General features: G+C 60.8%; 24 protein-coding genes, 1 tRNA gene and 1 other RNA gene. 12 read left to right on the top strand and 14 right to left on the bottom strand.

Features of this window, described 5'->3' with window-relative positions:
* Together R3217_07395 and R3217_07400 are read right to left on the bottom strand one after the other, a co-directional pair.
* Window positions 1–630: aminopeptidase P N-terminal domain-containing protein (locus tag R3217_07395; protein MDX1455261.1), on the bottom strand; the 630-nt coding region annotated here is incomplete at its 3' end.
* A 33-nt stretch (window positions 631–663) separates the two neighbouring features.
* A complete protein-coding gene (locus tag R3217_07400; GenBank protein MDX1455262.1) occupies window positions 664–1233 on the bottom strand; it encodes a UPF0149 family protein in 570 nt (189 codons plus the stop codon).
* Window positions 1234–1357: 124 nt separating this feature from the next.
* Between R3217_07400 and R3217_07405 the strand changes: the two genes are divergently transcribed.
* The 8 genes from R3217_07405 to R3217_07440 all read left to right on the top strand — a co-directional run bounded on the left by R3217_07405 (window position 1358) and on the right by R3217_07440 (window position 5377).
* The gene (locus tag R3217_07405) at window positions 1358–1579 is read left to right on the top strand and encodes a TIGR02449 family protein (protein MDX1455263.1); all 222 of its coding nucleotides are present in this window, start codon (window positions 1358–1360) and stop codon (window positions 1577–1579) included.
* A complete protein-coding gene (locus R3217_07410) occupies window positions 1579–1893 on the top strand; it encodes a cell division protein ZapA (GenBank protein MDX1455264.1) in 315 nt (104 codons plus the stop codon). Before R3217_07405 ends, R3217_07410 begins: the two co-directional genes overlap by 1 nt.
* Window positions 1894–2028: 135 nt before the next feature.
* Window positions 2029–2213, top strand: a non-coding RNA gene (gene ssrS / locus R3217_07415) — 6S RNA.
* A 67-nt stretch (window positions 2214–2280) separates the two neighbouring features.
* Window positions 2281–2865 carry a 5-formyltetrahydrofolate cyclo-ligase gene (locus R3217_07420; protein MDX1455265.1) on the top strand — a complete coding sequence of 195 codons (585 nt, stop codon included), beginning with the start codon at window positions 2281–2283 and terminating at the stop codon, window positions 2863–2865.
* A 17-nt stretch (window positions 2866–2882) separates the two neighbouring features.
* Window positions 2883–3356, top strand: coding sequence for an EVE domain-containing protein (locus R3217_07425; GenBank protein MDX1455266.1), 474 nt, complete (start codon window positions 2883–2885; stop codon window positions 3354–3356).
* 210 nt (window positions 3357–3566) lie between these two features.
* On the top strand, window positions 3567–4079 hold the full coding sequence (locus R3217_07430) for a hypothetical protein (GenBank protein MDX1455267.1): 513 nt from the start codon (window positions 3567–3569) through the stop codon (window positions 4077–4079).
* A gap of 156 nt (window positions 4080–4235) precedes the next feature.
* On the top strand, window positions 4236–4895 hold the full coding sequence (gene rpiA / locus R3217_07435; GenBank protein ID MDX1455268.1) for a ribose-5-phosphate isomerase RpiA: 660 nt from the start codon (window positions 4236–4238) through the stop codon (window positions 4893–4895).
* A gap of 23 nt (window positions 4896–4918) precedes the next feature.
* A complete protein-coding gene (locus R3217_07440) occupies window positions 4919–5377 on the top strand; it encodes a hypothetical protein (GenBank protein ID MDX1455269.1) in 459 nt (152 codons plus the stop codon).
* A 64-nt stretch (window positions 5378–5441) separates the two neighbouring features.
* On the opposite strand, the gene R3217_07445 is transcribed toward R3217_07440, so the two are convergent.
* The 7 genes from R3217_07445 to R3217_07475 form a co-directional block, all read right to left on the bottom strand.
* Window positions 5442–6287, bottom strand: a complete 846-nt coding sequence (locus tag R3217_07445; GenBank protein MDX1455270.1) for a hypothetical protein — start codon at window positions 6285–6287, stop codon at window positions 5442–5444.
* A gap of 1 nt (window position 6288) precedes the next feature.
* On the bottom strand, window positions 6289–6678 hold the full coding sequence (locus R3217_07450) for a GntR family transcriptional regulator (protein ID MDX1455271.1): 390 nt from the start codon (window positions 6676–6678) through the stop codon (window positions 6289–6291).
* Between the two features lie 553 nt (window positions 6679–7231).
* Window positions 7232–7305, bottom strand: a tRNA-Gln gene (locus tag R3217_07455).
* A 55-nt stretch (window positions 7306–7360) separates the two neighbouring features.
* Window positions 7361–7753, bottom strand: coding sequence for a 30S ribosomal protein S9 (gene rpsI / locus R3217_07460; GenBank protein MDX1455272.1), 393 nt, complete (start codon window positions 7751–7753; stop codon window positions 7361–7363).
* Between the two features lie 44 nt (window positions 7754–7797).
* Window positions 7798–8226, bottom strand: a complete 429-nt coding sequence (gene rplM / locus R3217_07465; protein MDX1455273.1) for a 50S ribosomal protein L13 — start codon at window positions 8224–8226, stop codon at window positions 7798–7800.
* A 218-nt stretch (window positions 8227–8444) separates the two neighbouring features.
* Entirely contained in the window at window positions 8445–8771 is a 327-nt protein-coding gene (locus R3217_07470) for a (2Fe-2S) ferredoxin domain-containing protein (protein MDX1455274.1), read from the bottom strand.
* 8 nt (window positions 8772–8779) lie between these two features.
* Window positions 8780–9556 carry a DUF481 domain-containing protein gene (locus R3217_07475; protein ID MDX1455275.1) on the bottom strand — a complete coding sequence of 259 codons (777 nt, stop codon included), beginning with the start codon at window positions 9554–9556 and terminating at the stop codon, window positions 8780–8782.
* A gap of 149 nt (window positions 9557–9705) precedes the next feature.
* On the opposite strand from R3217_07475, the gene R3217_07480 reads away from it, so the two are divergent.
* Window positions 9706–10944 carry a (Fe-S)-binding protein gene (locus R3217_07480; protein ID MDX1455276.1) on the top strand — a complete coding sequence of 413 codons (1239 nt, stop codon included), beginning with the start codon at window positions 9706–9708 and terminating at the stop codon, window positions 10942–10944.
* Between the two features lie 7 nt (window positions 10945–10951).
* The gene (gene coq7, locus R3217_07485) at window positions 10952–11593 is read left to right on the top strand and encodes a 2-polyprenyl-3-methyl-6-methoxy-1,4-benzoquinone monooxygenase (protein MDX1455277.1); all 642 of its coding nucleotides are present in this window, start codon (window positions 10952–10954) and stop codon (window positions 11591–11593) included.
* A 63-nt stretch (window positions 11594–11656) separates the two neighbouring features.
* Here coq7 and speD read toward each other — a convergent pair whose 3' ends face one another.
* Complete coding sequence (gene speD / locus R3217_07490; GenBank protein ID MDX1455278.1) at window positions 11657–12484, bottom strand: adenosylmethionine decarboxylase; 828 nt, start codon at window positions 12482–12484, stop codon at window positions 11657–11659.
* Between the two features lie 204 nt (window positions 12485–12688).
* Here speD and crp point away from each other — a divergent pair, with 204 nt between their 5' ends.
* Together crp and R3217_07500 are read left to right on the top strand one after the other, a co-directional pair.
* The gene (gene crp, locus R3217_07495; protein MDX1455279.1) at window positions 12689–13390 is read left to right on the top strand and encodes a cAMP-activated global transcriptional regulator CRP; all 702 of its coding nucleotides are present in this window, start codon (window positions 12689–12691) and stop codon (window positions 13388–13390) included.
* A 242-nt stretch (window positions 13391–13632) separates the two neighbouring features.
* Window positions 13633–14988 (top strand): DEAD/DEAH box helicase, encoded by a 1356-nt coding sequence (locus R3217_07500; protein MDX1455280.1) that lies wholly within the window; start codon window positions 13633–13635, stop codon window positions 14986–14988.
* 59 nt (window positions 14989–15047) lie between these two features.
* On the opposite strand, the gene trpC is transcribed toward R3217_07500, so the two are convergent.
* From trpC to R3217_07520, 4 genes are all read right to left on the bottom strand, one after another.
* Window positions 15048–15845 (bottom strand): indole-3-glycerol phosphate synthase TrpC, encoded by a 798-nt coding sequence (gene trpC, locus R3217_07505; protein MDX1455281.1) that lies wholly within the window; start codon window positions 15843–15845, stop codon window positions 15048–15050.
* A complete protein-coding gene (gene trpD / locus R3217_07510) occupies window positions 15842–16861 on the bottom strand; it encodes an anthranilate phosphoribosyltransferase (GenBank protein ID MDX1455282.1) in 1020 nt (339 codons plus the stop codon). The genes trpC and trpD overlap by 4 nt, the downstream gene beginning before the upstream one ends.
* Window positions 16862–16867: 6 nt before the next feature.
* On the bottom strand, window positions 16868–17458 hold the full coding sequence (locus tag R3217_07515) for an aminodeoxychorismate/anthranilate synthase component II (protein ID MDX1455283.1): 591 nt from the start codon (window positions 17456–17458) through the stop codon (window positions 16868–16870).
* Window positions 17455–18600 (bottom strand): chorismate-binding protein (locus tag R3217_07520; GenBank protein ID MDX1455284.1); only part of this gene is annotated, 1146 nt, incomplete at its 5' end. The genes R3217_07515 and R3217_07520, both read right to left, overlap by 4 nt.

Raw genomic sequence — 18600 nt, forward strand, 5'->3', positions numbered from 1 at the left:
GGCCTCGATCTCCCATTCCATCATGCCGGGCGTCACTGCACGCATGGCACGCTCGTGTGCCTTGACCGCAATCTTCGCCGCCTTGCGCATCATGGCGATTTCCTTGCGCGACTTGTACAGGCGCATGTCGTGCAGGAAGGGGTCGAGCGAAACGAATTCATGCGGCGCGCCCTGCTCCGAGTGCAGCTGCTTCCTCAGCTGCTGCACCCAGCCGATGACGCGCTGGTCGAAGTCGTGGTGCGTGCCCATGGTGTAAAAGACGCGTTCGCGGTTTTCCATCAGGCCCGGCAGGATCTCGTCGATGTCGTCGATCGGGAAAGCATCGTCCGCGCCGTAGACTTCGCAGGCACCATCCGGGCCCTCACGCCGACCATCCCAGGTCTCGCGCTCGGGGTCCTTGTCACGCACGAACAGGATGAACTCCGCCGGATCACGACCGGGCGCAAGCACGGCCACGGCATCCGGCTCCGGGAAGCCGGTGAGGTAATGGAAATCGGAATCCTGGCGGAATGGATAATGCGTGTCGCGGCTGCGAATCTTTTCCGGCGCGGCCGAAATGATGGCGATGGCATCATCGCTCATCATGCGCATCAGCTGCTTGCGGCGGCGGGCAAATTCCTGCTGGTCCATGTCCTCTTCCGTTGCTCCTGTTCGCCTGGCTGGTCAGTGCACGCCAGGCGGTGCACGAAACTGCTGCGGACGCGGCGGATTCAGCTCGTCGTAGACCAGTTGCACGCCGACCTTCAGGTACTCGTGCAGCTCCATGTAGGCGCTTTCGTCGGCTTCCTCGTCATCCCCCAGGTCCAGGGTGCGACCACTGATCTCGGCCAGGTCGGCAAGAAACTCCTGCACGTCCGGCGGCAGGTCATCGAAGGTTTCGAAACCGGCCAGCGCCATACCGAACATGAAGCCCTGGCACCACTCGCTGTAGGCATCCACGCGCAGCTGCAGATCGTCCTCGTCGTCCGGCAGGACTGGCTCGTAGGCCAGCGCATCCCCGACCAGCAGCTCGAAGCTGGCATCCCAGGTCCGCTCCAGCAACCGCCGGCAGGCACCGGCATTGGCATTGGCCGGATCCGCTTCCGCAAAGACGCGCTCCAGCCAGTCGTCCTTCAAGGTGGACTTGCCGGTTGCCAGCAGGGCCGACATGGTGCCATGGGCTTCCGCCGCGTCCTGCAGCACGCCCGCCCGGCGCAGGGCGGCTTCGAGGTCGTTGTACGAGGGTAAGGACACAGGTCGTTCCGTGGTCTGAAAGAGGCCTCAATCCTACCATTCCCGGGCGGCGGGGAGCGAGTTTGGGCGGGGTCTCCGGCAGCCTGAATTGACGCTCCCGAAAGCCGGTCTTATAGTGGCGTCCATGGCTGAGAATCCGGAATTTCGCAAGGAACTGAAGCGCCTCGAGGAACGCCTCCACGAGGTGCTCGACCTGTGCGACAAGCTGCAGGAAGAAAACCAGTCCTTGCGCGACAACCAGGAAACCCTGGTTGCGGAAAAAGCCAGTCTCGTGCAGCGGAACGAACAGGTTCGCACCCGCGTCGAAGGCATGATCACCCGCCTGAAATCCCTGGAGCAGGGCTGATGAGCAACGCCACCGCGTCGGTGACCGTCAAGATCCTCGACAAGGAATACCAGGTAGCCTGCCCTGAAGAGGAGAAGGCTGCCCTGCTGGAGTCCGCCAACCACCTCAACGAACGGATGAAGGAAATCCGCGACAGTGGCAAGGTCGTGGGCCTGGACCGCATGGCCGTGATGGTCGCACTGAACCTGGCCAACGAATTGCTGCAGACTCGCAAGGCCTACGACCAGGTCGATACCGAAGTCGTATCTGCCGCGCGCTCGCTGCGTGAGCGCATGGATGCCATCCTCGGCCAGGATCGCCAGTTCGAATTCTGATCGGGCTCCGACCGCAACGGTCAGGCGCGCTGTACAAGTTTATCTCCTCCACGTTTTCTTCCAGGTGTCTGCTTGCTATCGGCAGCGGTCGGGGTGTTACCATTCAGTTGTCGGCCGATCGGCCACTCGAGTTTGCGTCTCCTGCGGTGTTCGAAACGGGCTGGGTACCCTTTGAGCCTTAATCGATTACCCTGGAGCTCTCCCCTGCTGTGACGGTGCGCATGTCCACCGCCGAGTGGAAAGCCTAAAGCACAGCAGCGAGCTCCACTTGAACCTCAGGTTCAAGGGCAAACGTCTGTTACGGCACAGGCGGGAGGCGTTCTAATTTCACCCCCGGCTGGCGGGACCGCGCTCGACGAGCGTACAGGCCGGATGCAGGATGAGGTCATGACGCGGTCAGACAATCTGCAAGCCCATCGCCAGCAACTCCGGCAGCAACGTGCTGCCCTCTCCGAAGCGGAACAGGTACGCGCCGCGCGCAGCGTGCGCAGGCTGGCATTGCGCGTGCCCGCGCTGTCACGGGCGGAACGCATTGCCGTCTACCTGCCCATGGGTGGCGAGCTCGATCCCGGCCCCTGTACCGAGCTGTTCTGGCAACGCGAGCAGGCCGTGTTCCTGCCCTGCCTGGAAGGCGACACCCTGGGTTTTCGCCGTTTCACACCGGATACCGAGCTGCAACGCAATCGCTTCGACATTCCCGAGCCCGTGGATACTGCTGAGCGCCTCGATGGCCGCGATCTCGATGCAGTACTCGCACCCCTGGTGGGCTTCGACCGGTCCGGCAACAGGCTGGGCATGGGTGGCGGTTTCTACGACCGGACCTTTGCCTTCCTCACGCCTCGCAAACGGCTGCAACGGCCCAAGCTGTTCGGTCTTGCCTATGCGTTCCAGGAAATCGACAAGCTGGAGCCCGCTGACTGGGACGTGCCGGTCGACGGCATCCTCACACCGAATGAATACATCCGTACCTGAACCCTGCAGGAGACCCCATGAACTACTGGCTGATGAAATCCGAGCCTGACGAATTCAGTATCGACGACCTCAAGACCTTCAAGAAGAAAGGCGCCCATTGGGATGGGGTGCGGAACTACCAGGCCAGGAACTTCATGCGGGATGACATGAAGAAGGGCGACCTCGTGCTTTTCTATCACTCCAATACCAAGGTGCCTGGCGTGGTCGGAATTGCCGAAGTCGTCAAGGAAGCCTACCCCGACCACACCGCGTTCGACCCTGAAGACAAGCACTACGACCCGAAGAGCGACCCCGACAATCCTCGCTGGATGATGGTCAATGTCGCATTCCGTGAACGCTTTGACGAAACCGTTTCGCTGCAGGAATTAAGGGACAATCCGGTGCTTGAAGAGATGCAGATCCTGCGCCGCGGCAACCGTCTTTCCATCACGCCGGTTACTCGAAAGGAGTGGAATGCCATTCTGAAAATGGCTGGCAGCAAGATGCGCTGACACGATTGCGACCCGACTTGTTCCGACGTCGAGCACGTTCGGTTTTTTTTGCAGCCCGAACCCCGTTTTGCAAAAAAACTTGCATTGCTGGAAATTTGACCTTTCTGATATATACTCAACGGCGAGTGATCGTATATGGGAGGATCATTACTTATGGCTGCTAAAAAGAAATCAGCTGCAAAACGTAAATCCACTGCTAAGAAAAAACGCGTGGTTCGGAAAAAGTCGGTAGCTAAGAAGAAGACAGCTACCCGCAAGAAGAAGACCACGGCGAAGAAGAAAACCGCTGCGAAGCGCAAGAAGAAGACCACTGCCAAGAAGAAAAAGACGACTGCCAAGCGCAAGAAGACGGCTGCGAAGAAGAAGAAAGCCGCTCCGAAGCGCAAGAAGAAGGCAGCCGCCAAGAAGAAAAAGGCTGCTCCGAAGCGCAAGAAGAAGGCAGCAGCAAAGAAGAAGAAGAAGAAGGCCGCTCCTAAGCGCAAGAAGAAGGCAGCAGCCAAGAAGAAAAAGGCTGCTCCGAAGCGCAAGAAGAAGGCAGCAGCCAAGAAGAAGAAAAAGAAGGCCGCTCCTAAGCGCAAGAAGAAGGCAGCCGCCAAGAAGAAAAAGGCTGCTCCGAAGCGCAAGAAGAAGGCAGCAGCCAAGAAGAAGAAAGCTGCGCCCAAGCGCAAGAAGACCGCTGCGAAGCGCAAGAAAAAGACTGCTGCGAAGCGTCGCAAGAGATAATCTGCGGCCGCTTTGCGGCTCGAAGCAGATCTTCAAAGGCCCGGTTCGCCGGGCCTTTTCTTTGCCTGGTGCTTTTTTAGCCAGTCCTGTGCTGCCCTTTCCTTTTCCCGCCCTGCTGGCGACAATGCCTGCTGGATTTTCACGCGGGGAACAACGATGTCTGCGGATGCAAAGAAAAAGGCGGCCGCCCTGGCGGCCATGGATTACCTGGGCGATGCCCGGACGATCGGGGTCGGCACCGGCTCCACCGTCAACCACTTCATTGACGCGCTGGCAGACCGCCGCGACCAGATCGAAGGGGCAGTTTCCAGCTCGGAGGCCTCCACGGAGCGGCTAAAGGCGATCGGCATCCCGGTGGTCGACCTGAACCATGCCGGCGGCCTGGACATCTACGTGGACGGTGCCGACGAGGCAACCCGCAACCTGCACCTGATCAAGGGTGGCGGTGGCGCACTGACCCGCGAAAAGATCGTTGCCGAGGCCAGCCGGACCTTTGTCTGCATTGCCGATGATTCCAAGCTGGTCGACGTGCTGGGCGCCTTCCCCCTGCCGGTCGAAGTCATTCCCATGGCCCGCTCCCTGGTCGCCCGCAAGCTGACCGCCCTGGGTGGCCAGCCGGAACTGCGCGACGGCTTCACGACCGACAACGGCAACATCATCCTGGACGTCCGCAACCTGGACCTGACCGATGCCGTCGGCATGGAAGAGACCATCAACCAGATGCCTGGCGTCGTAACGGTGGGCCTGTTCGCCAAGCGGCCGGCTGACATCCTGCTGCTGGCCGGCGATGACGGCGTCAAAACCATCAAGCCCTGAGCCCGACTTACCGGAGATAACAAATGGATTTCATGCAGACCAAGCGCATGCTCAACCTGACCTGGTACGGCACCTTGCTGGGTGCAATCGGTGCCTTTACCGCAGCCATTCATTTTTTCGTCATCCCCGAAATGGAACCACCCCAGGTGGACGACAGCCTGCTGAACATGATGCCCATCATTCTCGGGGCCGCTACGGCAGCCTGCTTCGGTGGCTCCCTTTTCCTGAAGCACGGCTGGATTGAAAAGAGGGCCATCTCGATGGCTGGTACCTCACATCCCGACATGCAGTTGAAGACCCTGACCATGATCCAGTTGGGCGCCGCTGACGCGCCCTGCATAGTCGGTCTCGGCTTTTACCTGCTGATCCAGCAAGAATGGCTGGCTTACGCCATTGTTGGTTATGCTGTGGTAGCTGCCTTGTTGTTCAAGCCGGATTTCGTGCGCCTTTATGCCTTGTTGCGCAGTTCGCCGACTAACTGAACGCTTTCCTGCCCCAAAAAAAGCCCCGCTTCCGCGGGGCTTTTTCTTTCCAGGCCAGGCCATATCAAGTGGATGTCGGATCAGCTCGGTAGACACTGAAGTCGATGTCTTCCGGATCGGTCGAGCGCAAGACCACGCCTATCGACAGGAACGCCACGAGCTGCATGTAGACGCTCATGGAAATTGCATCGATGTTCTGCAGGTCCAGGGCATCTTCAACACTCTTGAATGTGAAGTACGCACATATGGCAATGACCAGGTAGAACATGCTGTGCACCGCAATCGAGATGAACCGCGCACGCTCGCCAGCCGACTGGTGCGGGTTCAGCTTGCGGCCGTAGAGGTTGAACGCCGCAATACCCATCAGGAAGCCGCAACCCAGGGTCAGCACAATGACCTTGTCCCATTCGAATACCTGGCCGGGCATGAACAGCTCGGCGGAAATGGCCATCACAAAGGCCAGCGCTGCCGACACCACAAGCCATGGCGACACGTAGCGGAACAGGTCGCGACGACGCAGTTCGGCGGTGCGCTTGGTCGATGTATTGGACTGGCGCATCAACTTGAAGTTGTTGCACTCCCAGAGCTCCATCGCCATCAAGGGCACGAATTGCAGGATGAAATACCCGCCGGGAATGACATCCGGAATCGTTTCGCGACCGGTGGTCAACGCCAGGTAAAGGAAGGCAAATCCCAGCAGGAAGATGATGCGGTTGGCGTTCCTGAACAACATCTGCCCCAGCCGATAGAACTCTTCAGAGCGTGGATACAGCTTCGGGTATTCCGAGCGCGGATAGTGAGTCATCACGTAATCCATTCGCTTCAGGATCTTTGCAGGAACGTACCAGGATATCAGCAGGATCTGCGCCAGGAAGACAGTGGTAAATACGATTTCGGGCCAATTCGTCATATCAGGCACCTCCATTGTTTCGTTCATTCATGACATGGGTGAAGGCAATCCTGATTTCCGAGTCGGTGGCACCGCCGTCTCTCAGGTCTGCAATGGTGTTGGCCAGCGTTTCATTCAGCCAACCGCTTATATCTGTCGTGCTGTTTCTTGCGGCATCCGGATGCACGAACGTACCCCGGTAGCCACGCGCCTGGATGACCGCATCGCGCTCCAGCAGGCGGTAAGCCTTGGCCACCGTCTTGCTGTTCATTTCCAGGTCAGTCGACAGCTGGCGAATCGAAGGAAGCGGATCACCCGGCGCAATTGCACCTGTCCGGACCGCATCCTTGATCTGCGAAACCAGCTGCGCGTACAGCGGCTCCGGATCGTTGATATCGATGACGAGTTCCATCAGAACCCTCCTTCCTCATCAGGTGTACCACTTGTACCCTGTGTGCTAATGGTACATGGGGTACGATAAATTGCAAGCCCGATCTGAAACATTTCTTTCATGCATGAAAAAACCCGCCAGTGGCGGGCTGTGGCGCGGTACATATCTGATTGGGTAACAAGGCGATCCCTCTCCGCAGCATTACCGCCTGCTGGCCAGGATTGACCTTGCAATGCTCGGTCGACTGCCAGCCGCTCGATGAAGCTCGCGGTGGCGGTTTCGAACAAGGTTCGAATCCCCGTGGCTCCCAACAAAAAAACCCCGCCACGAGGGCGGGGTCCAGTCGTTGGCAAGGGTTTTGGCTGGGCCAGTCGTGGGCGATCAGGATTCGAGATCGAACCGCAACATTTGCGGACAGGCACACTGACCAGGATTGCTGCTCGCTACGCGAGACAGCCCTGACCTGCTCGCCAGATGAATCTGGCTCGCGGGCGGTCGAACGTGGTTCGAATCCGAGAAGTCCCCGCAGGGAAAATAAAAAAAGCCCCCACCGACGGTGGGGGCCTTTTTATTTTGGCTGGGAGACCAGGATTCGAACCTGGATTGACGGAGTCAGAGTCCGTAGTCCTACCGTTAGACGATCTCCCAAGTGTCCGAACCCGCTACCGGACCGGTACCGGCCCGGAATCGGAGATCGAAACGATCAGCGCTTGCTGAACTGGGTAGCGCGACGTGCCTTGCGGAGGCCGACCTTCTTGCGCTCGACTTCACGAGCGTCACGGGTCACGTAGCCTGCCTTGCGCAGCGCCGGGCGGAGGCCCTCGTCATATTCCATCAGCGCACGGGTCAGGCCATGGCGAATGGCGCCAGCCTGGCCCGTGTTGCCGCCACCAGCGACGGTGACGAATACGTCAACGCTGTCGAGCATTTCGGTCAGCTCCAGCGGCTGACGCACGATCATGCGCGAGGTCTCGCGACCAAAAAATTCGTCCAGCGGCTTGCCGTTGACGGTGATCTCACCCTTGCCCGGACGCATGAAAACGCGTGCGGTGGAGGACTTGCGTCGGCCGGTGCCGTAGTTCTGAGTCGTTGCCATTTATCTTGTTCCTGTCCGACTTGCGTCGTATCAGATTTGCCTAATCAAATTTCCAGCGGCTGTGGCTGCTGTGCCGCATGGCTGTGTTCCGGTCCAGCAAACACCTTCAGCTTCTTGAACATGGCGCGGCCCAGCGGGTTCTTCGGGAGCATGCCCTTGACCGCCAGCTCGATCACCTTCTCCGGACGCTCGGCGAGCATGTCCTTGAGGTTCGTGGACTTCAGGTTGCCGATGTAACCCGTGTGACGGTGGTACATCTTGTCATTCAACTTGTTGCCGGTGACACGGATCTTCTCCGCGTTCACGATAACGACATAGTCACCCGTATCGACATGCGGGGTGTACTCGGCCTTGTGCTTGCCACGCAGGCGCTTGGCCACCTCGGACGCCAGGCGTCCCAGGGTCTTACCGTTCGCGTCGATCAGCAGCCATTCGCGCTGCACGGTCTCCGGCTTTGCAGAAAACGTCTTCATTCTGGAATCGCTCCAAAGCAGTTCCTGCCCCCCAGGGGGCGAAAGGGCGGCAATATTACCGGACAAAATCAGGCTTTTCAATAGAATATCGGCCCCGAAACCCGCTGGCTGGCGGGTTTTTTGGCCGATTACTACCTTCTGGCTGGGTAATGCCGGAAAAGCGGGGCATTCTACGGTCTTTGCGGCCGGCTGGCCAGCCCGCCGGCCCAGAATTCGCCTCAATCCAGCTTCAGGCGCTCGACCACCCGGCCATGGACCAGGTGTTCCTCGAAGATCTCGTCGAGATCCTCCTCGTCCACGTAGGTATACCAGGTCGCCTCCGGGTAGATGACCAGCACCGGCCCCTCCTCGCAGCGATCCAGGCAGCCGGACTTGTTGACCCGTATGGCGCCGGGGCCATTCAGGTCGGCCGTCTTGACCTTCTCCTTGAGGTAGGCACGCAGCGCGTCGCTGCCACAGCGACCGCAGCTCGGGCGAGCCGCGCCTTCGTCCCGCACATTGGTGCAGAAAAAGGCATGGCGCTGGTAGTAGCTGTCATCTGCCATGGCGGGCCTCAGAAACTGTAGACAACGCTGACGGAGGTATACGTATCGGTTTTCTCGCTGTCCAGCGGCACCACGCTGTTGCGCTTGATCACATAGCTGATGGACAGGTCCAGCTGGCCGATCAACTGCGCAGTCAATTCGGTGGTCGACTCGATATAGGTGTTCTCGTCACCCGATTCGACCGCGACGCCCTGCTTGAACGTCGAATTCTCGGCAATCTGCCAGGCGTAGTTGCCGGCGAAACGGCTGATGGTCTCGTCCGTCTCCTCGCCGGTGGTGCGCTTGGTCTGGCGGGCACCAACACCCAGCTCGAGATCCAGCGTGTGGCTGCCGGTCTCCAGGAAGCGCCGACCGAAACCGACAGCTTCCGAGGTGCGGCGGTCTATGCCCGAGAAGCGATCGTTTTCCCAGTTCACCACGCCGAACAGGTAGTTCTTGTCGCCCAGCTTCCGATCCGCCTTGTAGCCCGCACGGTATTGCTCGCCATCGGTGACACCGTCCGTCTCCGAGCTGAAGCCCGAGGCAACCGCGGCGTGGCGCCACTTTTCCAGGTCCCAGGCCAGGGTCAGCTTGCCGACAAAGCTGGACGATTCGGTATTGCCGGTCGAGGCCAGGTAACCCAGGTTGAGCTTGCCGGCAAAAATATCGTCTTCGTCAGTCGCGATCGCCTCGTCACCAATGTCGGCGATTCCCTCGATTTCCGACCAGACCGGGTCGGCTGCCACGGAAAAGCTGGCAACAGCCAGGCAGAGGGTTGGCAGGAGAAGGTGTAAAAGCTTGTTCATGCGGGTCGAAATTCCTTGTTCGGCAAATCAATCGTGAGACACTTCCGGGGATGCCACGCGGCCCGGTCGCAACCGGGTTCTGGCGCCTGCGCTACCCGGACGGGCATCTATTTCAGCCGGCATTATACGGATTTGATACGCTTAACCCCATGAAAACACGCGAAAATCACGCCACTTCGACGAAATTTGCCGATTTTCCGCTCGCCGATGCCGATGCCTGCGTGAAATGTGCCTTGTGCCTGCCACATTGCCCTACCTATTCGCTTTCCCGGGAGGAAGGCGATTCGCCGCGCGGCCGCATCGCGTTGATGCAGGGCCTGGCTCGCGGCCAGCTGGAAGAACAAGGACGGATTGCAGAGCATCTTGATGGGTGCCTGACCTGCCGTGCCTGCGAGGCGGTCTGCCCTGCCCAGGTGCCGTACGGCAAACTGATCGATGCCACCCGTGCTGCCATGCCTGCCTCCCGGCGACACCCGCTGCTGCTGCGAATGGTCAGCTGGTTCCGCCAGTCGCCCGGGCGTATCGGGCTGCTGTCTGCGCTGCTGCTGGGCGCACGGCGGACCGGGCTCGCTGCACTGGGCAGCCTGGTGCCGGGGCTGCAACGTCATGCGTCCATCGCCCGTCATGCAGCGGCGCCGTTGCGCCCCGGCATCTACGAACCTGCCAGCGAAATCCGTGGCACGGTCGCACTGCACCTGGGTTGCCTGGGGCGCAGCCTGGACGTCGCGACTCTCAAGGACAGCATCCAGGTATTGAACGCCATGGGTTTCTGCGTGGTAATTCCCGCCGAACAAGGCTGCTGCGGTGCACTGGACCAGCACGCCGGCGAACAGGCGCGGGCGGTACGGCTGGCAGGCGACATGCAGCAGGTCTTCGGCAAGCCGGAATTCGAGGCGATCATCAGCACGGCCAGCGGCTGTGGCCTGCAGCTGCAGGAACAGCTGGCCGGAGCGCCGGTCATGGACGTCATGACATTCATCAGCCAGCACGGCGAGCTCTTGCCAGCGCTCCTGCCCCTTGCCGGTGTCGAGAAGGTGCTGGTGCACCGGCCCTGCACGCTGAAGAACGGCATGCGCGAAACGGGTTCACTGGCCCTGCTGGAGGCCATTCCGGAATTGTCAGTCCGCATGCTCGAGCATGCGCATTGCTGTGGCGCTGCCGGTGACCATGCCCTGACCCACCCGCAGGATGCCGACCGACTTGGTCGCAGCTTGCTTGCCTCGCTCCCGACCGATGCCCGGGTCATCGCCAGCAGCAACTTTGGCTGCGGCCTGCATCTCGACCGCCTCGCGGGGCAGCCGCTGGAAATCGTCCATCCCGTATCACTGCTGGCGCGCGCCCTGCCGGTTCCGACCAGCCACAGCCAGGAAACCGCGTCCACGGTATAATCCCCTCATGCGAAACCTGAGCCCGATTGATCATCTCGTCGCCTCTGCCGACAATGCCCTGCGCACCGTGCTGGCCCGCCAGGCCGGCCATGCGTCCCGTCCCAATCCTGCCGGGCAACTGGCCGAGGACATCATCGATCCTGTCGATCGCAGCCATTCCGCGGGCCTGATGCGCGTCAACCACGCTGGCGAAATTGCCGCCCAGGCGCTGTACCAGGGCCAGGCGGTGACCGCGCGAAACGCGCAAGTGCGAGCTGCGATGCAGGAAAGCGCGGCCGAGGAGGTCGATCACCTCGCCTGGTGCGAAGAACGCCTGGAGGAACTCGGCGAAGGGCCGTCGAAGCTGGCACCCTTCTGGTATGCAGGGTCTTTTGCCATCGGTGCGCTGGCTGGTGCGATCGGTGACAAGTGGAGCCTGGGCTTCGTGGCGGAAACGGAAAAGCAGGTCGAATCACATCTCGATGATCACCTCGAAAAGATCGCCGAAGACGACACCCGCAGTCGCGCCATCATTGCGCAGATGCGGCTGGATGAAATCCACCATGGTGACAAGGCACGCGCAGCGGGAGCCGCGGAGCTGCCGCCGCCCGTGAAATCACTGATGAAGCTGGTGTCGAAAGTGATGACGACAACGGCATATCGATTCTGAGCGAAACCGAATGCATTGAAAAGGCCGGGCAATGCCCGGCCTTTTCAATGCAGGAATCGACCCTCACTCCCCGAGGTCGGAGTAATAACCGCGCTTGATGTTGCGGCCATAGAATATCTCTCGCATTTCCTTGTACAGGCGCTCCGCCACGGCATCGGCCTCTTCCTTGGTGAACTCGCTGACACCGGTGCCGAACAGGTAATTGTCCAGGTCGGTCTCGCGCAGCATCAGCTTGGTGTGGAAGATGTTCTCCTGGTACATGTTCACGTCGACCATGTGATACAGCTCCTGCGTATCCTCGGACATGAAGTTCTGGATCGAATCCATGTCGTGGTCGATGAAATGCTTTTCGCCATCGACGTCACGCGTGAAGCCGCGCACGCGGTAATCGATGGTCGCGATGTCCGACTCGAACACGTGCAGCAAGTAGTTCAAGGCCTTCAGGGGCGAGATCTGTCCGCAGGTGGACACATCGATATCGGCACGAAACGTCGAGATGCCATTGTCCGGATGGCTTTCCGGGTAGGTATGCACGGTGATGTGCGACTTGTCGAGATGACCGACGACTGCCTCCGGCAGCGGACCCGGCGTTTCCTCGGTCGCTTCCTCGATTTCATCGCTGGTCAGCGGACCTTCGGCGATCAGGATGGTCACTGAAGCGCCCTGCGGGTCGTAATCCTGGCGGGCGATGTTGAGGATGTTGGCGCCGATGATGTTCGAGACATCGGTCAGGATCTGGGTCAGGCGCTCGGCATTGTAGGCCTCATCGATGTACTCGATGTATTCCTTCTGGTGCTTTTCCGACTTCGCGTAGCAAATGTCGTAGATGTTGAAACTCAGCGACTTGGTCAGGTTGTTGAACCCTTGCAGACGCAACTTCGAATCGTTCATTTCTCGCTCCTGCCCAAGCCGGGGCACGCTGCTGCCAGCTGCCTTCCCGGGGTACATGAATCTCAGGGAGCGGATTATGGACGAAAAAACCCCTTCGCGAAAACCCCGAGAAGGCGTGGAAAACCGCTTGGAGCTTGCCTTTGACCCGCTTGAGGCGTAGATTTCCCGAGTTACCCGCCGGCAATTCAAATAACGATAAAGCCCATGGTTGATAAAGAAAAAAGCTACCGCCCCTTCAACAACCCGCCCGTCGAGCGCTTCCTCGATATGTGCCATATCCGGCAGGTACCGTCGAAGTCTGTGGTCATCCATGCGGGCGACACGCCAGACACCCTGTACTTCATTGTCGAGGGCTCCGTGGCCGTGGTCATCGAGGACGAGGAAGGCAGCGAGATCGTTGTCACCTACCTCAACCGGGGCGAATTCTTCGGCGAGATGGGCATGTTCATTGCCGACTCCAAGCGCTCTGCCTGGGTACGCACGCGCACCGAATGCAAGCTGGCCGAAATCCATTACGACAAGTTCCGCCGCCTGGCGCACGAAGACCCGGACCTGCTGTTCGAGCTCTCCGGCCAGCTGGCAACGCGTCTCGGCCGCACCACTCGCAAGGTGGGTGACCTCGCCTTCCTCGACGTCACCGGCCGCATCTCACGCATTTTGCTGGACCTGTGTCGCGAACCGGACGCCATGACCCATCCCGACGGCATGCAGATCCGGATCAGTCGCCAGGAAATCGGCCGCATCGTGGGCTGCTCCCGCGAAATGGCGGGCCGCGTGCTGAAGGCGCTGGAAGAGGAAGGCCACATCAATGTCGCCGGCAAGACCATCGTCGTGATCGGCGCCACGCCGCAGGGCACGGTGGACTCGGACCTGACCTCCGGGCTTAACTACAAGCCCGAGTCCTGAGCGCCAGCCGCTCCCGAATCGAAAATAATCCTGTTCATTCAAGCACTTTCTGTTAAAGTGCCCCTCGTTCGGTCGCCCATCGGTCGGTGACCAGCCAGTCGCGGTTCTACTGACGCGTCGGAATTTCCGGCCCGCAGCCCACCTCGATACACAACACACACTTAATATTGAGATCTGCCTGGACCGAAGGCGGGACCTGTCGCAACCCGACAACCCATTGCAGGCGTCCAGGAGATTTAATGATGTCATTTGATTCTCTCGGCCTGAGAGCCGAGCTGCTGCGTGCCGTTTCCGAAGAAGGCTACACGCAACCGACCCCCATCCAGTCCAAGGCGATCCCGGCAGTGCTTGCTGGTCGCGACGTGATGGCGGCCGCCCAGACGGGCACCGGCAAGACGGCGGGTTTCACCCTGCCGATGCTGGACCTGCTGATGCGTGCCCCGCAGAAGAACAACCGCAAGATTCGTGCGCTGGTGCTGACCCCGACGCGTGAACTGGCTGCCCAGGTGATGGAGAACATCCGCACCTACGGCAAGTACCTGCCGATCCGCGCCAACGTGGTGTACGGCGGTGTCAGCATCAATCCGCAGATTTCCGCCCTGCAGCGCGGCCTCGACATTCTCGTTGCCACGCCGGGACGACTGCTGGATCACATCAACCAGGGCACCGTGTCGCTGCGCGACCTCGAGATCCTGGTGCTGGACGAAGCGGATCGCATGCTGGACATGGGCTTCATCCGCGACATCCGCAAGATCCTCAAGCTGCTGCCGGAAAATCGCCAGAACCTGCTGTTCTCGGCCACCTTCAACAACGAGATCACCAAGCTGGCCGAAGGCCTGCTGGACAATCCCGAGAAGGTTGCAGTCGCTGCGAAGAACACGACCGCCGAGCGCATTACCCAGGTCATGCATCCTGTCGACCGTGCCCGCAAGCGCGAGCTGCTGTCCTACCTGATCGGTAGCGGCAACTGGCAGCAGGTGCTGGTCTTTGCCCGCACCAAGCACGGTTGCGATCGCCTGGTGAAGCAATTGATGGAAGACGGCCTGACCGCTGCCTCCATCCACGGCAACAAGTCGCAGAATGCACGTACGCGTGCGCTGGCCGACTTCAAGCGCGGCAAGGTTCGCGTGCTGGTCGCCACCGACATCGCGGCCCGCGGCCTCGATATCGAGGAGCTGCCGCATGTCGTGAACTTCGAGCTGCCAAACGTGCCGGAAGATTACGTGCACCGCATCGGTCGCACCGGTCGCGCCGGCATGGAAGGCGAAGCAGCCTCGCTGGTCTGCGTGGACGAATTGAAGCTGCTGCAGGACATCGAGAAAGTCCTGAATGCAAAGATTCCGCAGCAGGTCGTGACCGGCTTCGAAGTCGACCCGAGCATTGCTGCCGAGCCGATCTTCAAGAAGCCGCGTGGCCGCAATGGCGGCGGCGGTGGCCGCAGCGACGGTCAGTCGAAGCGACGCCCGCATGCCCGCAAGGCTGGCGGTGGCCAGAACTCGGGCAAGCGTCATGGCGGCGCGAAAAGAAAGAGAAGCGGCGGCGGCCAGCGCAGCCAGGGTGGCCAGGGTGGCAACCGTGGTAACGGCGGCAATCGCTAGACAAGGCAATACGCTTCAAGAAGAAGGCCCCGCTGAGCGGGGCCTTTTTTTTTGCCGGATCAATCGACCTGGAAAAGTTGCTGCAACGCTTCGCCCGGATCCGGCTGGCGCATGAAGGCCTCACCCACCAGGAAACCATAGACACCCGCACCCAGCATCGTCGTGACATCGTCCCTTGCATGAATGCCCGACTCGGTAATCACCAGGCGGTCATCGGGCATGTCACTCAAGAGGTCGATAGTCGTGTCTAGACTTGTCTCGAAGGTCCGGAGGTTGCGATTGTTGATACCGATGAGGCGCAACGGTAACTGCAGCGCGCGCTCCAGCTCCTCGGCATCGTGCACTTCCACCAGCACGTCCATGTCGAGATCGGCGGCCAGCGTCGCCAGGTCCAGCAACTGCGCATCGCCCAGCGCCGCAACGATCAGCAGGATGGCGTCAGCGCCGGCCTGTCGCGCCTCGAACACCTGGTAGGCGTCGATGATGAAATCCTTTCTGAGGAGCGGCAGCTCGCAGGCCTCGCGCGCGAGTTTCAGGTTCTGCAGATGCCCCTGGAAATACTGCTGGTCGGTCAGCACGGAAAGACAGGTGGCGCCATGTTCTGCATACGACCTGGCGATCGCCGCTACATCGAAGTCCTCGCGCAGCACGCCCTTGGACGGCGAGGCTTTCTTGATCTCGGCAATCACGCCGGGTTGCTTCGCGTCGATGCGCTGTTCCAGCGCCGCCTGGAAGCCACGCGTCTCCGGCAGTCCGTCGAGTTCTGCCCGCAATGCGCGCAGCGGTTTCTGCTCCGCAGCCGCAACGATCTCTTCGCGCTTGGTCGCCAGGATCTTTTTCAGGATATCGCTGCTCATGATGTCGAACCTGTCGCCTCACGAAGCGCTTCCAGCTTTTCGAGCACGGCACCGGAAGCAATGAGTTCGCGTGCCCTGTCGACACCTTCACGGAAGGTGGGCACCAGGTCGGCAGCGTAGATGGCCGCACCGGCATTCAGCACGACCATCTCGAGCGCCGGCCCGGGCGTGTTGGCAAAGACATCCAGTATCATCGTCGCGCTGGCCTCGGGCCCGTCGACCGACAAGGCCTCCATGGACTGACGCTGGATACCCACATCCTCGGGCTGAATGCGATAGGTCCGCACCTGGCCATCCTGCAACTCGGCCACCCGCGTCGGCACCGCCAGCGAGATTTCGTCCAGGCCGTCCTCGGCATGCACGACCAGCACGTGCTTCGAACCCAGCTCCCGCAGCACCTTCGCCATCGGCTCGACCCAGCGCGCGGCGAACACGCCCAGCAACTGGTGCGGCGCACTGGCCGGGTTGGTAATCGGACCCAGCAAGTTGAAAAGCGTCCGGGTGCCGAGCTCCTTGCGGGGCGCGGCAGCATGGCGTGCCGCGCTGTGGTGCGCCGGCGCGAACAGGAATCCGACACCGATGCCCCCGATCTGCGCTTGAACCTGTTCGGGACTCTGCTCGATGTTCACGCCGAGGGCTTCCAGAACATCCGCACTGCCGGACTTTGAAGACATTGAACGATTGCCGTGCTTTGCAACCTTGCCGCCGGCTGCAGCGACCACGAAGGCGCAGGCCGTGGATACGTTGAACAGGCTCGCACCATCGCCACCCGTGCCGCAGGTATCGACCACGTGCGGGCCTGCGATCTCGACCTTCGATGCCAGCGCGCGCATGACACGTGCTGCAGCGGCAATCTCTTCCACCGTCTCGCCCTTGGCGCGCAGGCCCGCGAGGAAGCCGCCGATCTGGATGGGCGTGGCTTCGCCGGTCATGATCTGTTGCATCACCGCTTCCATTTCCGCAGTCGAGAGATCTTCGCGATCGACAATGCGACTGATGGCTTCCTTGATATGCATTGCGTATTACCCTGCTTGCTTGCCTTGGAGGAAATTCTTCAACATGGCGTGACCGCTCTTCGTGAGGATCGATTCCGGATGGAACTGCACGCCCTCGACGGCCAGCTCCTTGTGGCGGAAGCCCATGATCTCGTCCACCGAGCCATCGTCATTCGCCGTCCAGGCGGTCAGCTCCAGCGAATCCGGCAGGGAATCCCTTTCCACCACCAGCGAGTGATAGCGCGTCACCTCGATCGGATTCTCTAGGCCGATGAACACGCCCTTGCCGGTGTGCGTGACCAGCGACGTCTTGCCGTGCATCACTTCGCGCGCATGCACGACCTTGCCGCCGAACACCTGGCCGATGGCCTGGTGTCCCAGGCAGACACCCAGGATCGGAATCTCGCCTGCCAGCGTTTCGATCAGGTTGAGCGAAATGCCCGCCTCGTTCGGCGTACAGGGCCCGGGCGAGACAACGATATGCGTCGGGGCCATGGCCTTGATGTCGGCAACGGTGGTTTCATCGTTGCGCTTCACGACCACCTCTTCTCCCAGCTCGCCCAGGTACTGGACAAGGTTGTAGGTGAAGGAGTCGTAGTTATCGAGCATCAGGATCATGATGCGTCTTCCTCTTTGAGTAACTGCAGTCGATCAATGCCCTCGCCTGCCATCGCCACCGCTTTCAACAGCGCGCGGCTCTTGTTCATGGTCTCGTCCCACTCCTTTTGCGGATCGGAGTCATACACGATACCTGCGCCCGCCTGCACCGTCAGTTCGCCGCCATGCACCACCGCGGTACGGATCGCGATCGCGGTATCCAGGTCACCCTGCCAGCCGAGGTAACCGATCGCGCCGGAGTAGATGCCGCGCGGCCCGACTTCCAGCTCGTCGATGATTTCCAGCGCGCGGATCTTGGGGGCGCCGGACAGCGTACCTGCCGGGAAGGTCGCGGCCAGCGCGTCCATGGCATCGAGCTTCGGCTGCAAGCGACCGGTGACGTTGGAAACGATATGCATCACGTGCGAGTAACGCTCTGTCACCATGGTCTCGGTCACTTCCACGCTGCCCGTCTCTGCCACGCGACCGACATCATTGCGACCCAGGTCGATCAGCATCAGGTGCTCGGCGCGTTCCTTCGGGTCGGCATGCAGCTCTTCTTCCAGCGCCAGGTCTTCGGCTTCAGTCGTGCCGCGCGGGCGGGTGCCGGCAATGGGGCGCACCGTCACATCGCCGTCCTCGACCCGCACCAGCACCTCGGGCGAAGAGCCGGCCACCTGCAGGTCACCGAAATCCAGGAAATAGAGATAAGGCGAAGGATTGATGGCGCGCAGCACGCGATACACGTCCAGCGGCTCGCCATCGAAAGGCATGCTCAAGGCCTGCGACAGCACGACCTGCATGCAGTCGCCAGCGCGAATGTAATCCCGCACCTTTTCCACCGCCTGCTTGAAGGCGTCCTCGCCGAAGCGCGAGGTGAAGGACACATCCTGGCTGGCCGGTGCGTGTTCCAGCGTCGGAAAGGGCTGCCGCAGCTTGTCCTGCCAGCCATCCAGCCTCGCTTCCGCGGCCGCCAGCGCATCGTCGCTGCCCTCTTCTGCCAGGCTGACGAGGAAGGCGGTACCGCGCAGGTTGTCGAAAATCACCAGGTCGCACGCGACCAACAGGCGAATGTCATCCTGCTCTTCAGTAGGCCGCGGGTTCGCGGCAAGTCGCGCCTCGGTGTAACGAATGGTTTCAGCGCCGAAGTAACCCACCAACCC

This window comes from Gammaproteobacteria bacterium, assembly GCA_033720895.1.
Lineage (GTDB): Bacteria > Pseudomonadota > Gammaproteobacteria > Natronospirales > JAJUFS01 > JAWWBS01.

Excerpts from the sequence above, each read along its gene's own strand:
- R3217_07405 (MDX1455263.1), top strand. The coding sequence starts at position 1,358 with ATGGCTGAGAATCCGGAATTTCGCAAGGAACTGAAGCGCCTCGAGGAA.
- R3217_07410 (MDX1455264.1), top strand. The coding sequence starts at position 1,579 with ATGAGCAACGCCACCGCGTCGGTGACCGTCAAGATCCTCGACAAGGAA.
- R3217_07420 (MDX1455265.1), top strand. The coding sequence starts at position 2,281 with ATGACGCGGTCAGACAATCTGCAAGCCCATCGCCAGCAACTCCGGCAG.
- R3217_07425 (MDX1455266.1), top strand. The coding sequence starts at position 2,883 with ATGAACTACTGGCTGATGAAATCCGAGCCTGACGAATTCAGTATCGAC.
- rpiA (MDX1455268.1), top strand. The coding sequence starts at position 4,236 with ATGTCTGCGGATGCAAAGAAAAAGGCGGCCGCCCTGGCGGCCATGGAT.
- R3217_07440 (MDX1455269.1), top strand. The coding sequence starts at position 4,919 with ATGGATTTCATGCAGACCAAGCGCATGCTCAACCTGACCTGGTACGGC.
- R3217_07445 (MDX1455270.1), bottom strand. The coding sequence starts at position 6,287 with ATGACGAATTGGCCCGAAATCGTATTTACCACTGTCTTCCTGGCGCAG.
- R3217_07450 (MDX1455271.1), bottom strand. The coding sequence starts at position 6,678 with ATGGAACTCGTCATCGATATCAACGATCCGGAGCCGCTGTACGCGCAG.
- rpsI (MDX1455272.1), bottom strand. The coding sequence starts at position 7,753 with ATGGCAACGACTCAGAACTACGGCACCGGCCGACGCAAGTCCTCCACC.
- rplM (MDX1455273.1), bottom strand. The coding sequence starts at position 8,226 with ATGAAGACGTTTTCTGCAAAGCCGGAGACCGTGCAGCGCGAATGGCTG.
- R3217_07470 (MDX1455274.1), bottom strand. The coding sequence starts at position 8,771 with ATGGCAGATGACAGCTACTACCAGCGCCATGCCTTTTTCTGCACCAAT.
- R3217_07475 (MDX1455275.1), bottom strand. The coding sequence starts at position 9,556 with ATGAACAAGCTTTTACACCTTCTCCTGCCAACCCTCTGCCTGGCTGTT.
- R3217_07480 (MDX1455276.1), top strand. The coding sequence starts at position 9,706 with ATGAAAACACGCGAAAATCACGCCACTTCGACGAAATTTGCCGATTTT.
- coq7 (MDX1455277.1), top strand. The coding sequence starts at position 10,952 with ATGCGAAACCTGAGCCCGATTGATCATCTCGTCGCCTCTGCCGACAAT.
- speD (MDX1455278.1), bottom strand. The coding sequence starts at position 12,484 with ATGAACGATTCGAAGTTGCGTCTGCAAGGGTTCAACAACCTGACCAAG.
- crp (MDX1455279.1), top strand. The coding sequence starts at position 12,689 with ATGGTTGATAAAGAAAAAAGCTACCGCCCCTTCAACAACCCGCCCGTC.
- R3217_07500 (MDX1455280.1), top strand. The coding sequence starts at position 13,633 with ATGTCATTTGATTCTCTCGGCCTGAGAGCCGAGCTGCTGCGTGCCGTT.
- trpC (MDX1455281.1), bottom strand. The coding sequence starts at position 15,845 with ATGAGCAGCGATATCCTGAAAAAGATCCTGGCGACCAAGCGCGAAGAG.
- trpD (MDX1455282.1), bottom strand. The coding sequence starts at position 16,861 with ATGCATATCAAGGAAGCCATCAGTCGCATTGTCGATCGCGAAGATCTC.
- R3217_07515 (MDX1455283.1), bottom strand. The coding sequence starts at position 17,458 with ATGATCCTGATGCTCGATAACTACGACTCCTTCACCTACAACCTTGTC.